14 protein-coding genes are annotated in these 12,538 nt (G+C 62.7%); 4 read left to right on the top strand and 10 right to left on the bottom strand.

Annotated elements, in window-relative coordinates; translation table 11 throughout:
- Window positions 1–106 precede the first annotated feature (106 nt).
- A complete protein-coding gene (gene dop, locus B0E55_RS20575) occupies window positions 107–1,606 on the bottom strand; it encodes a depupylase/deamidase Dop (RefSeq protein WP_019748516.1) in 1,500 nt (499 codons plus the stop codon).
- A gap of 58 nt (window positions 1,607–1,664) precedes the next feature.
- Here dop and B0E55_RS20570 point away from each other — a divergent pair, with 58 nt between their 5' ends.
- Window positions 1,665–2,222: an NUDIX hydrolase gene (locus tag B0E55_RS20570; RefSeq protein ID WP_080910366.1), complete on the top strand. Its 558-nt coding sequence runs from the start codon at window positions 1,665–1,667 to the stop codon at window positions 2,220–2,222.
- 66 nt (window positions 2,223–2,288) lie between these two features.
- On the opposite strand, the gene B0E55_RS20565 is transcribed toward B0E55_RS20570, so the two are convergent.
- Window positions 2,289–2,966: a TIGR00266 family protein gene (locus B0E55_RS20565; protein WP_003944961.1), complete on the bottom strand. Its 678-nt coding sequence runs from the start codon at window positions 2,964–2,966 to the stop codon at window positions 2,289–2,291.
- Window positions 2,967–3,084: 118 nt separating this feature from the next.
- Window positions 3,085–4,860 carry a proteasome ATPase gene (gene arc, locus B0E55_RS20560; protein ID WP_003944870.1) on the bottom strand — a complete coding sequence of 592 codons (1,776 nt, stop codon included), beginning with the start codon at window positions 4,858–4,860 and terminating at the stop codon, window positions 3,085–3,087.
- A gap of 195 nt (window positions 4,861–5,055) precedes the next feature.
- On the opposite strand from arc, the gene B0E55_RS20555 reads away from it, so the two are divergent.
- The gene (locus B0E55_RS20555; RefSeq protein ID WP_020907811.1) at window positions 5,056–5,580 is read left to right on the top strand and encodes a hypothetical protein; all 525 of its coding nucleotides are present in this window, start codon (window positions 5,056–5,058) and stop codon (window positions 5,578–5,580) included.
- Between the two features lie 64 nt (window positions 5,581–5,644).
- On the opposite strand, the gene B0E55_RS20550 is transcribed toward B0E55_RS20555, so the two are convergent.
- Complete coding sequence (locus tag B0E55_RS20550) at window positions 5,645–6,568, bottom strand: tRNA (adenine-N1)-methyltransferase (RefSeq protein ID WP_007729892.1); 924 nt, start codon at window positions 6,566–6,568, stop codon at window positions 5,645–5,647.
- A gap of 138 nt (window positions 6,569–6,706) precedes the next feature.
- On the opposite strand from B0E55_RS20550, the gene B0E55_RS20545 reads away from it, so the two are divergent.
- Together B0E55_RS20545 and B0E55_RS20540 are read left to right on the top strand one after the other, a co-directional pair.
- Window positions 6,707–7,597 carry a RecB family exonuclease gene (locus B0E55_RS20545; protein WP_370627683.1) on the top strand — a complete coding sequence of 297 codons (891 nt, stop codon included), beginning with the start codon at window positions 6,707–6,709 and terminating at the stop codon, window positions 7,595–7,597.
- Between the two features lies 1 nt (window position 7,598).
- Window positions 7,599–8,408 (top strand): thioesterase family protein, encoded by an 810-nt coding sequence (locus B0E55_RS20540; protein WP_019748522.1) that lies wholly within the window; start codon window positions 7,599–7,601, stop codon window positions 8,406–8,408.
- Window positions 8,409–8,454: 46 nt separating this feature from the next.
- Here B0E55_RS20540 and hisG read toward each other — a convergent pair whose 3' ends face one another.
- The 6 genes from hisG to B0E55_RS20510 all read right to left on the bottom strand — a co-directional run.
- Entirely contained in the window at window positions 8,455–9,306 is an 852-nt protein-coding gene (gene hisG, locus B0E55_RS20535) for an ATP phosphoribosyltransferase (RefSeq protein ID WP_003944905.1), read from the bottom strand.
- Between the two features lie 97 nt (window positions 9,307–9,403).
- Window positions 9,404–9,667, bottom strand: coding sequence for a phosphoribosyl-ATP diphosphatase (locus B0E55_RS20530; RefSeq protein ID WP_003944933.1), 264 nt, complete (start codon window positions 9,665–9,667; stop codon window positions 9,404–9,406).
- A 59-nt stretch (window positions 9,668–9,726) separates the two neighbouring features.
- Window positions 9,727–10,587 (bottom strand): pseudouridine synthase, encoded by an 861-nt coding sequence (locus tag B0E55_RS20525; RefSeq protein ID WP_046379912.1) that lies wholly within the window; start codon window positions 10,585–10,587, stop codon window positions 9,727–9,729.
- 57 nt (window positions 10,588–10,644) lie between these two features.
- A complete protein-coding gene (trhO, locus tag B0E55_RS20520) occupies window positions 10,645–11,505 on the bottom strand; it encodes an oxygen-dependent tRNA uridine(34) hydroxylase TrhO (RefSeq protein WP_080910365.1) in 861 nt (286 codons plus the stop codon).
- Window positions 11,506–11,517: 12 nt separating this feature from the next.
- Complete coding sequence (locus tag B0E55_RS20515) at window positions 11,518–12,216, bottom strand: HAD family hydrolase (protein ID WP_003944849.1); 699 nt, start codon at window positions 12,214–12,216, stop codon at window positions 11,518–11,520.
- Window positions 12,209–12,538, bottom strand: a 330-nt coding sequence (locus tag B0E55_RS20510; RefSeq protein WP_133053430.1) for a vitamin B12 dependent-methionine synthase activation domain-containing protein, incomplete at its 5' end; no start/stop codon positions are given. The genes B0E55_RS20510 and B0E55_RS20515, both read right to left, overlap by 8 nt.

Genomic DNA, 12,538 nt, shown 5'->3' with positions numbered 1-12,538 from the left:
CCTGTTCGGCCCAGCAGAGTCGGTAACTGATCCCGCTCGGACCTTCACCCTACCGAGCGGCACCGTCAGGTGTGGAGAGACGCGACGGCGAGCCGCATCGGCTGTTTCAGTGAGTGAGCTGATCAACCAGTTCCGCGGCGCTGTCAACGGAGTCGAGCAACGCTCCGACGTGCGCTTTGGTACCTCGAAGCGGCTCGAGGGTGGGGATGCGGATCAACGACTCGCCGCCGAGATCGAAGATGACCGAATCCCAGCTCGCGGCCGCGATATCGGCACCGAATCGGCGTAAGCACTCGCCACGGAAGTATGCGCGAGTGTCGGTGGGAGGGTTCGTGACCGCGTCGAGAACCTGCTGTTCGGTGACAAGCCGCTCCATGGAGCCGCGAGCAACCAGACGGTTGTAGAGGCCCTTGTCGAGTCGCACGTCGGAGTACTGCAGATCCACCAGATGCAATCGCGGAGCCGACCACGCGAGTCCCTCACGATTGCGGAAACCTTCGAGCAGACGCAGTTTGGCCGGCCAGTCGAGGATGTTCGCGCACTCCATGGGATCGCGCTCGAGGAGATCGAGAACCATCGCCCACTTGGCGACGATATCGTCCGCTCGCGGATCACGATCCGCCTCGCGATCGAGGAACTTCGAGACACGTTCGAGGTAAATACGTTGCAGCGCAAGCCCCGTCAGTTCGCGACCGTCGGCCAGCGCAACGGTCTTGCGAAGGGTGGGGTCGTGGCTGATGTGGTGGACGGCGGTGACCGGACGTGCCAGTTGCAGATCGGTGAGGTCGACGCCCGCCTCGATCAGGTCGAGTACCAGCGCGGTTGTTCCCACCTTGAGGTAGGTCGACATCTCCGCGAGGTTCGCGTCACCGATGATGACGTGCAGCCGGCGGTACTTGTCCGCATCCGCGTGCGGTTCGTCGCGGGTGTTGATGATTCCGCGCTTGAGCGTGGTCTCGAGGCCTACTTCGACCTCGATGTAGTCGGATCGCTGCGAAAGCTGGAATCCGGCCTCGTCGCCGGACTGACCGAGACCCACACGACCGGAACCGCAGATCACCTGCCGCGACGCGAAGAACGGCGTCAAGCCGGTCACGATCGAGGCGAACGGGGTGTCACGCGAGCAGAGGTAGTTCTCGTGCGTGCCGTACGACGCACCCTTGCCGTCGACGTTGTTCTTGTACAACTGCAACCGTGGGGCACCCGGCACGCTGGAGGCGTGCCGCGCAGCTGCCTCCATCACTCGTTCGCCGGCCTTGTCCCAGATCACGGCATCGAGCGGGTCGGCGACCTCGGGGGCCGAATACTCCGGATGGGCGTGGTCGACGTACAACCGTGCCCCGTTGGTGAGAATCATGTTCGCGGCGCCGATCTCGTCCGCGTCGATGACCGGTGCGGGCCCGCTCATTCGCCCCAGATCGAAGCCTCGGGCATCTCGCAGCGGAGATTCGACCTCGTAATCCCAGCGTGTGCGCTTGGCCCGTGGCACGCCCGCTGCGGCGGCGTAGGCAAGCACCGCCTGGGTTGAAGTGAGAATCGGATTCGCCGACGGCTCACTGGGTGAAGATATTCCGTATTCGACCTCGACACCGATGATCCGCTGCATGACACAAGAGCCTATGTGATTGCGGCGCGGCACCCACAGGCGTGGCACAGTTGGAGGAATGCACCAACCTCTCACCGCAGACCTGAATCCCGCGGACGAGGTAGTCGCCGTGTACGACCGGACGGGTAATCCGATCGGCCGAGCACCACGTTCCGTCGTCTACTCGGGTGGGCTCTGGCACGCGAGTGCGGGCGTCCTGGTTCGCACCGGGGACGGCTCCCGCATCTACGTCCATCGCCGAACCGATACAAAAGCGGTGTTCGGGGGCTATCACGACTGTCTTGCCGGAGGTGTCGTTGATCCAGGTGAGACGCCGCAGGAAACCGCGATCCGTGAAGTCGGTGAAGAACTCGGAATCTTCGGAACAGCAGATCAGCCACTCCAACTGACGGAGATCGCTCGAATCTCCTGGGACGGCGAGTGGAACAACTCTCCGTTGCGCTGTCACCTGTTTGCGTTCGAACTCAGATACGACGGGCCGATGGCACATCAACCCAGCGAGATCGCCGAAGGTTGGTGGTGTACGCCGAAAGAACTCGGCGCCCACCTGCAGGACCCGTCGTGGCCGTTCGTTCCGGACTCACGCGCGCTGCTGGCCGACTATTGCTGGAGCTGAACACCGCTGGAGTTGAACACTGCTGGAGCTGAACACCGCTGCGACTGAACACTGCTGCGACCGTGATCAGCCCGGGGTGATCGCCGAGAGCCAAGCAGCAAACGCGCTGGGGTTGCGGGTCTGCGCGAGAACGCGTCCTGGGCCGGTGAAGTCGAAGACAAATCCTTCACCGGACTTCATCGACTGAATGGTGCGCCCCTGAACGGCGCGCCGCATGTTGAAGTTCATCCCGAGGTCGTAGGCGACCACGTGACCGGTATCGATCGTGACCGTCTCGCCTGGCTGCAAGTCGATGACGTCGATCGCGCCGTAGACGGCCAGCACTACTTCACCGTCGCCACTTGCCCGCAGACCGAATCCACCCTCACCGCCGAAGAGGTTGGACATGCCTCCCCACTTGGACTCGACGGTCACGCCGTAGGAGTTGGCCAACCAGGTTCCACGGTTGAGGAAGAACGGGCGATCGGACGTGATGGTCAGTGGGATCAGATCGCCGGGAAGCACGCCGGTCACGTCGACCCAACCACCTTGCGGCGGAGCGGTATACGTCGTGACGAAAAACGACTCCCCACTGAGCATCGACCGCTTGAGTCCCTGCAGGACGCCGCCCTGCGCCTTCGCTTCGAGAACTACGCCGGCGGAATGCGCGAGCATTGCCCCGCTCTCCACGCGCAGCGGTTCGCCGGGCGCGAGGTAGCAGCGAGCGACAGTGGACGACGGATTGTGTCGAAGATGTATCTGCACGGCGGGACTCTAAACCAGCGCGACCGACCGGTCCAATCGCAACGGAGGGAACGGCAGCGACGCACAGATCGGGCCGACGACTCCCGAGGAGTGGCCGGCCCGATCGGTGTTCGTTTCGCTACAGGTACTGGCCCGTGTTCGACTCTGTGTCGATCGCGCGGCTGGCACTGGCGTTCTTACCGGTGACGAGTGTGCGGATGTAGACGATCCGCTCACCCTTCTTGCCCGAAATACGTGCCCAGTCATCAGGATTGGTGGTGTTGGGCAGATCCTCGTTCTCGGCGAACTCGTCGACGATGGAATCGAAGAGGTGCTGCACACGCAAGCCAGGAGCACCGGTGTCGAGTACCGACTTGATCGCGTACTTCTTGGCGCGGTCGACGATGTTCTGGATCATCGCACCCGAGTTGAAGTCCTTGAAGAACAGAACTTCCTTGTCGCCGTTGGCGTAGGTGACCTCGAGGAAACGATTCTCTTCGCTCTCCGCGTACATGCGATCGACGACGCGAACGATCATCGCCTTCAAGCATGCGGTGCGATCGCCACCGAACTCGGCGAGGTCGTCCGCATTGATCGGCAGACCGTCCACCAGGTACTTCGAGAAGATGTCCTGAGCGGATTCCGCGTCGGGGCGCTCGATCTTGATCTTCACGTCCAGTCGGCCCGGACGCAGGATGGCCGGGTCGATCATGTCCTCACGGTTGGAGGCGCCGATGACGATGACGTTCTCGAGCCCTTCCACGCCGTCGATCTCGCTGAGCAGCTGCGGAACGACCGTTGTCTCCACGTCGGAAGAGACTCCCGAACCACGGGTACGGAAGATCGAGTCCATCTCGTCGAAGAAGACGATCACCGGCGTCCCCTCGGACGCCTTCTCACGAGCACGCTGGAAGATCATCCGGATGTGACGCTCGGTTTCGCCGACGAACTTGTTGAGAAGTTCCGGGCCCTTGATGTTCAGGAAGTAGGACTTGGCGTCCTTGCTGTCCTGACCGCGAGCTTCGGCGATCTTCTTGGCCAATGAGTTGGCGACGGCCTTGGCGATGAGCGTCTTACCGCAACCAGGCGGACCGTAGAGCAGTACACCCTTCGGCGGCCTCAGCGAGTACTCGTGGAACAGGTCCTTGTGGAGGAACGGGAGTTCGACGGCATCACGGATCTGTTCGATCTGACGCCCGAGACCACCGATGTCGTCGTAGTGAACATCCGGAACTTCTTCGAGAACCAGATCTTCGACCTCGGCCTTCGGGATGCGCTCGAAGGCGTACCCGGCCTTGGTGTCGACGAGCAACGAGTCGCCCGGACGCAGTTTCCTGGTCGGAGAATCGGCGTCGTACGCGATGATGTCGGCTTCGGGGTCGGCGAAGACCGCTGCCAACGGTGCTGCGAGCCAGACGATGCGCTCTTCGTCGGCATGACCGACCACCAGTGCGCGCAAGCCGTCGTCGAGTACCTCACGGAGCGTGCTGATCTCACCGACCTGCTCGTAGGTGCCGGCCTCGACGATGGTGAGTGCCTCGTTGAGGCGCACCGTCTGTCCGAGGGCAAGGGTGTCCGTGTCGATGTTCGGTGAACACGTCAATCGCATCTTGCGACCCGACGTGAACACGTCGACGGTCTTGTCCTCGTGTACCGAGAGAAGGACTCCGTAACCGCTCGGCGGCTGACCGAGTCTGTCGACTTCTTCACGAAGTGCGATGAGCTGCTGACGGGCCTCCTTGAGGGTGTCCATCAACTTGCTGTTTCGGATGGACAGCGAGTCCACCTTCGACTCCAGCTCACGCACCTGCTCCGGCGATTGTGCAAGTTGTCGGCGCAGTACTTGTGCTTCCACTCGTAGCGCGTGGAGTTCTTCTGCTGCCGCAACCGAATCCGGGTTCTCTGTCGAGCTCATGTGCGTCTCCTCCCAGTGCGATCCATCAACGCTACCGGCATAAGGCCCCAAGTGTCGCCAGACACGGTGCGCGAGTGCGAATTCACACGGGCGTACGTACCCTGCCGACTGGTCTCGAGCCAGGTTTTGGTCATGTTAGCCTTGCCTACAAGATGGAGACAGCGCCTGTCTCTCTTTACAACGAAAGGTAACGCTGTGATCATCCGCAAGACTCTCATCAGCGCTTGTGCCGTCGCTGCCGTCCTGACCATGGGCGCATGCAGCTCGGACGACAACAAGGATTCGACGGCTGCCAGCTCGACTTCGGTCGCCGCCTCGAGCACCACGGCCAAGGCCTCGGCTTCCGCCACGACGTCAGCTGCCGCTGCCGCAACGGCTCCGACGGCCGAGGAGCTCAACGCTTCGCTCGTCGCTCTGATCGATCCGGCCAAGCCGATCGAGGAGAAGACCGCTCTGGTGGTCGACGGAACCAAGCGTCAGGCCAACATCGAGACGATGAGTGCTGCGCTGGGCGGTAACCCGGCCTACGCGATCACGTTCAACGTGGACAACGTCAAGGTCGACGGTCAGACCGCAACCGCAGACGTCGCCGTCGTCAGCCCGCACGGCGCCGCACCCGCCACCCCGTGGACCTGGGAGCTCGAAGACGGATCCTGGAAGCTGTCCGACACCTCGGCATGCGTGCTCCTGGAAATGGGCCGCGCTTCCTGCACCGCATAACTTCCAGCTACGACAAGAGCGGCGATCCGGAATCCGGATCGCCGCTCTTGTTGATTTCGTATGACTACTTGGCTGCCGTGTTCGAGCCCTTGCCCGCGCGCCGCTGCGGCTTCGGGGTGACCGTTCCTTCGGCCAGACGACGAGCGCTCACGAGGAACGCGGTGTGGCCCTGCATCCGATGCTCGGGACGCACCGCCAATCCGACGACGTGCCAACCGCGCACGATCGATTCCCACGACCGTGGCTCGGTCCAGCATTCCTGCTCACGCATCGCTTCGACGACCTTCGAGAGTTGAGTAACGGTCGCGACGTAGACGATCAACACGCCGCCTGGCACGAGCGCCTTCGAGACGGCAGGCAAGACGTCCCATGGAGCCAGCATGTCGAGTACGACGCGATCGACCTTGCCGCCGTGCGCTTCCGGATCGAACTCCGCCAGATCGGCGATGGTCAGTTCCCAGTTCGGCGGACGTTCACCGAAAAAGGTCTCGACGTTGCGAACCGCGTGTTCGGCATGATCGTCGCGGACCTCGTAGGAGATGACCTTGCCCTCGGGTCCGACGGCACGCAGCAGTGAACACGTCAGTGCGCCGGAGCCGGCTCCGGCTTCGAGCACGCGCGCTCCTGGAAACACGTCGCCTTCGTGGACGATCTGAGCTGCGTCCTTCGGGTAGATGACCTGTGCACCGCGCGGCATGGACAGCACGTAGTCGACCAGTAGCGGGCGCAGGGCGAGGTAGGGCGTGCCGTTGACCGACTTGACGACGCTGCCCTCGTCGGCGCCGATCAAATCGTTGTGAACAATTCCGCCCTTGTGGGTGTGGTACTCGCGGTTCGCCTCGAGAACGATCGTGTAGTGGCGTCCCTTGCCGTCGGTCAGCTGGACCCGGTCGCCGACGCGAAACGGCCCCGACGGCCGCTTGCCCGGCGCAGTGAGATCAGCTTCCGGAAGCTCTTGTTCGGGAATCTCGGCGACAGCGGACTGCACAACCTCATCCACTTCGGTCGTGCCTTCTTCTGGTTGCAGCTCGTTCGCCATGCGCAGATGATCCCTGTTCGCTTGTTTCCGGTGTCCTCGCCACCGGCTCCGACGGAGTTGTCGGACCAACCGCATAGCCTGCCAGGTGTGAGCTCTGTCGAATTGCCAACCCCCACTCCAACGGGTGCAACATCACAGGAGCGCCCGCGTAGTCGGCCGGCGCTCTCTCCTTCGCGTGCGGGTGACTACAAGCAATGCCCCCTGCTCTACCGGTTCCGAGCGGTCGACAGAATTCCGGAAACACCTACCAGAGCCCAGGTCAGAGGCACCGTCGTCCACGCGGCCTTGGAAGCGCTTTTTGCACTCCCCACCGGTCACCGGGTTCCCGATCGCGCAGCCGAACTCGTCCGTCCCGCGTGGGAACGTGTCAGTGCCGAGTCTCCCGAGGCGGCTGATCTGATTCCGGAAGACGAACTGGACGCGTTTCTCGGCGAAGTCGGCAAGCTCGTCGCGACGTACTACACGCTCGAAGATCCCACTCGATTCGATGCCGAGGCGTGCGAGGTCTACGTCGAGACCGAATTGGAGAACGGCGTTCGACTCCGCGGCTTCGTCGACCGGATAGACGTTGCACCGACCGGTGAGGTGCGGGTGGTCGACTACAAGACCGGAAAGGCACCCCGCGAGTTCACCGAGTCCAAAGCGCTCTTCCAGATGAAGTTCTACGCGCTCGTACTACTGCGCACTCGTGGAATCGTTCCCGCGCAACTGCGCCTGATCTATCTGGCCTCCGGCTCGATTCTCACGTACGCCCCGGATCACGACGAGCTCATTCGATTCGAGCGGACCCTCTCCGCCATTTGGAAGGCGATCCTCGCGGCAGGTGCGACCGGAGACTTCAGACCCAAGCCTGGCAAACTGTGCGACTGGTGCGATCACAAGTCACTGTGCCCCTCGTTCGGCGGAACACCACCGCCGTATCCAGGTTGGCCGGACCTGCTGAGCACCGAACCTGTTGCTGCAAAGGAGAATTCATAACATGACGGACAGTTCGTACTACCGCTACCTCGGAACCACGGAGGAAGGGCACGAGCGGTTCGCGAGCACGCAGGCGACTGTCAGCATCTGGGGCCCGACACTGCAGCACGGTGCTCCCCCGTCGGCGCTGTTGGTACGAGCCCTCGAGCGGTGCGGTGCGCGCGACGAAACCCGTCTGACGCGCGTCGTCGTCGAGATTCTCGGGCCCATTCCGATTGCCGACCTCGAAGTCCGGTCGTGGATCGAACGCCCCGGTCGCCGAATCGAATTGATCGTCGCCGAGCTGTGGGCAACCACCGCCGACGGATCTGCCCGCGCGGTTGCGCGCGGTACGGCATGGCGGATGGAGACCGTCGATACCGGCGAGGTCGTCCACGTAGTCGATCCCCCGCTCGAACCCCGTGACAGCGGCACCCCGGGCGTTCTCGAGGGTCTCTGGAGCGTCGGCTACCTCAAGACCCTCGACTGGTCCTGGATTGCTCCGATCGGGTGCGTGGGAACCGGGAAGGTATGGGCACGCCCCAAGCCCGAGCTGGTCGAGGGCGAGAAGATGTCTGCCCTCGAGCGTTTGTTCGCGGTGGCCGACATCTCCAACGGCGTCGGCGCCAAGCTCGACCCTGAGCACTGGACGTTCCTCAACACCGATCTCACGGTGCATATCTTCCGTGTGCCCGAGGGCGAGTGGGTCGGTGTCGCCGCCGAAACCACGACCGGTCCGGATGGCGTCGGCATGTGTGCGGGAGTGCTCTACGACGAGCAGGGTGCCGTCGGCCGTATCGCCCAGACTTTGCAGATTCGCGCCCGTTCCTGATTTCCAGGAACGGGCGCGAATGCGCGTAAATCTATTCAGACAGTGATCAGAAAGCGCGTACCGAGCGGATGTTCGACGCGAGGATGGCCTTGGCGCCGAGTTCCGCCAAGGCATCCATCACCTGGTTGTGTCCCTTGATCGGAACCATCGCGCGAACCGCGACCCAGTCGGGGTCAGCCAACGGCGAGAGGGTCGGCGACTCCATACCCGGAGTCATCTTGATCGCGTCGTCGAGGATGGTGCGCGGGCAGTCGTAGTCGATCATCAGATTCTGCTGCGCGAAGACAATTCCGCGTACGCGTTCGATGAGTTGATTGCGTGCGGGATCGTCTTGCGGAGCGCCGGTGCGCTCGATCAGGACACCTTCGGAATCGCAGAGCGATTCACCGAAAGCAACGAGGTTGTGTTGGCGGAGAGTACGACCCGACCCGACCACGTCGGCGATCGCATCGGCGACACCGAGCTGAATCGAAATCTCCACTGCTCCGTCGAGACGGATGACGGTTGCGTCGAGTCCACGATCGGTGAGGTCCTTGCGGACAAGGTTCGGGTACGACGTCGCAATGCGCAGGCCGGACAGATCCTCAACGGCCCAGTCCTTGCCTGCCGGTGCTGCGTAGCGGAACGACGAACGGCCGAAGCCCAGTGACAGACGCTCGGATACGGGAGCGCCCGAGTCGCCGGCGAGATCACGACCAGTGATGCCGAGATCCAGCTCACCGGAGCCGACGTAGATCGCAATGTCCTTGGGACGCAAGAAGAAGAACTCGACCTGGTTGGCAGGATCGAGGACCGTCAGATCACGGGAATCGGTGCGTCGACGGTAGCCGGCCTCGCTGAGAATTTCGGCGGCGGACTCGGACAGTGAGCCTTTGTTGGGAACTGCTACGCGCAGCATGGTGGATGTCCTTTCGGAAGGTGTGGGTGACGGGAGACGACATGAATCGGAAGCCCTGGACGAGCGAGATGGCGAACATCTCGCTGGTCAGCTCCGATCACAGATGTCGGTACACGTCCTCGAGGGTCAGTCCGCGACCGACCATCAGCACCTGCGTCCAGTACAGCAGCTGGGAAATTTCCTCGGCTAGCTGCTCATCGCTCTGGTATTCCGCAGCGATCCACACTTCACCGGCTTCCTCGATGACCTTTTTGCCCTGAGCATGCACACCGGCGTCGAGGGCGGCGACAGTGCCGGACCCCTCGGGGCGAGTAGCAGCACGCTCGGTCAATTCGGCGAACAAGGATTCGAAGGTCTTCACGGGTACACATTCTTTCACGAGGACGGAAGCGGTTTGCACACGCCCACGAACAGCGGTGTTCACAGGCCTGCGTCGAGGCTGCGCGAACTCACGAACCTGCGAGTCTGCCCGGTGATCGGATCCGGGTATTCCAACGCCCGCGCCAACAATCGCAACGGAGTCGAGAAGTCGCCGGGCACCGAGGGAAGGTACTCGGGGTAGTAATTGTCACCGACGATCGGGACGCCCAGCGAGTTGAGATGCAGCCGAAGCTGATGGGTACGGCCGGTCCGTGGGAGCAACCTGTATCGGCCGAGAGTCCGGCCGGCCGAGTCGGTGATCGTCTCGATCAGTTCGATCGAAGTCTCACTGTTCGGCTCGCCATCGATCTCGGTAGCCGTCATCTCGCCGTGAACTTTGTTGATGCGGCTACGCACCGTGCGAGGGAAAGTCAGTTCCGGATCGAAGCCTGCAATCGCCTCGTATTCCTTGACGATCCGCTGCTCGGCAAAAAGTTCCTGGTACGGCCGTCGTAAGTCCGGTGTCACCGTGAACACGATGACACCCGCCGTCATTCGGTCGAGGCGGTGAACGGGCGCAAGGTCCGGAAGATCCAGATCACGACGCAGTCGCACGACGGCGCTTTCGACGATGTGCGCTCCCCGTGGAATGGTCGCCAGGAAGTGCGGTTTGTCGATCACGAGAATGGAGTCGTCGCGGTACAAGATCTCGATCTCGTGCGGAACCGGAATCTCGGGGGCCGGCTCGCGGTAGAAGTACACGAAACGGGTCGGCTGATAGGGCGTTCGGCTCGTGATCTTCCGCCCGTGCTCGTCGACGACGTCTCCGGCATTCACGAGGTCCGCCCACAGGTCCCGCTCCCCCGGGTGCTCGCCGATCAGATGCTCGAGGACGGTATGCGCCGACGACTCCGCCGGCATCCGCAACCGGTCGGGTCCGAGACCGTTTCGGATCGGCAACGGAGCCTTGGGCACTGCTCAGTCCTGCTCGAGGTCTGGTGAACAACTCTCGCAGAGCAATTCGAGGGTGCGGCCGTCGCCGTCGATCCGATTGCGGTACCGCGGTGTCGGAGTACCACAATCGACACACACGCCGAGTGTCTTGGCTTCGGATGAGAACTCGATGTTCATCCGCTTGTCGAACACGTACAGGGAGCCGTCCCAGAGGGCCCGGTCGCCGAAAGTCTCGCCGTAACGGACGATTCCGCCGTCCAACTGGTAGACCTCGTCGAAGCCACGTGAGCGCATCAGCGAAGACAACACCTCACAGCGCACTCCGCCAGTACAGTACGTGACTACGGCTTTGCCCTTGAAATGGTCGTATTTTCCACTGTCGAGTTCGTCGACGAAATCGCGGGTGGTGGCGACGTCCGGAACTACCGCATCCCGGAAGCGGCCGATCTCGGCTTCGAAGGCGTTGCGGCCGTCGAAGAACACAACGTCGTCACCGCGACTGTCGACGAGTTCGTGTAGTTCCTTGGGCGCCAGATGAACTCCGCCACCGACAACACCGTTCTCGTCGACTTTCAGCTCGTCGGGGGCTCCGAACGTCACGATCTCCGAGCGAGCCTTGACGCTGAGGCGAGGGAAGTCGTTTCCGAGTCCGTCCGACCACTTGATGTCAGCGGTACGGAACGGCTCGTAGCCACGCGTTCCGCGGACGTATCGCTTGACATCCTCGATGTCTCCGCCGACCGTCGCATTGATTCCGTGAGGCGAGACGATGATTCGGCCCGTCAGGTTGTTGGACTCGGCCAGGCTGTGCTGCCACAGCTTGATAGCTTCCGGGTCCGCCAACGGCGTGAACTGGTAGAACAGAACAATTTTCGGAATAGCCACAGCAAATCCCGCCTAACGTGCCGCGCTCGAGTGAACGTCGTGAAGATCGTGAATGGACAAGTCCACCAGAGACTCTCGAAACACGCGTCCAGGGCCGGCCGGGACATCGACCTCACACGGAACGACGAGCACCGCGCAACCCGCGGCGCTTGCCGACGCAGTACCGGTCGGCGAGTCCTCGATGGCGAGGCACTGCGCCGGCTCGAGTCCGAGTAGATGCGCTCCGCGCAGGTACGGATCCGCCGCCGGTTTTCCGTTGGGAACCTCGTCGCCGCACACCGAGTGGTCGAAGAATTCACGGCCGAGCATGCCGAGTGCCCGATCGACCAGTACTCGCTCGGTGTTGGTGACCAGCGCAGAACGCAGACCACCGTCACGCACGGTCGCCAGTGCATCGCGAGCACCCGGCCGCCAGGTCACGCCGTCCTCGAACAGATCGCCGACGCGGGTGTACATCCAGTCCTTCGCCTCGGCGACGGCATCGGGATGCTTCTCCAGGCCGAGCGCGTCGAACACCGTCGCCAGAGCGAAGGGGCTCGACGCACCGATGACGGCGATGCGTGTCGCTTCCGTCATCGGTCCGCCCAGGCGTAGGGACAACTCACGAAGCGCGATGTCCCACAGCTTCTCCGAATCGAGCAGGGTGCCGTCCATGTCCCACAGGACACCACCGAGGGTCGATTCGGATACCTCGGTCAACAACTCAGACATTGAAATACTTTGCTTCCGGGTGGTGCAGGACAAAAGCGTCCGTGGACTGCTCGGGATGCAGCTGCAGTTCCTCGGACAATTCGACACCGATTCGCTCGGGTTCGAGCAACGCCACCAACTTGGCACGATCCTCGAGGTCCGGGCACGCGCCGTATCCGAACGAGTAACGAGCGCCGCGGTACTCGAGATCGAAGTAGCCGGCAACCTCGGTCGGGTCCTGCTCCGCGACGGTATGCCCCTCGGGGAGCACAAGCTCTTCACGAACGCGTCGATGCCAGTACTCGGCCAGAGATTCCGTGAGCTGGACGCCGATTCCGTGAAC

It is taken from the genome of Rhodococcus sp. 66b (assembly GCF_002076325.1).
Classification (GTDB): domain Bacteria; phylum Actinomycetota; class Actinomycetes; order Mycobacteriales; family Mycobacteriaceae; genus Rhodococcus_F; species Rhodococcus_F erythropolis.
This window is presented reverse-complemented; position numbering and strand designations above follow the sequence as displayed.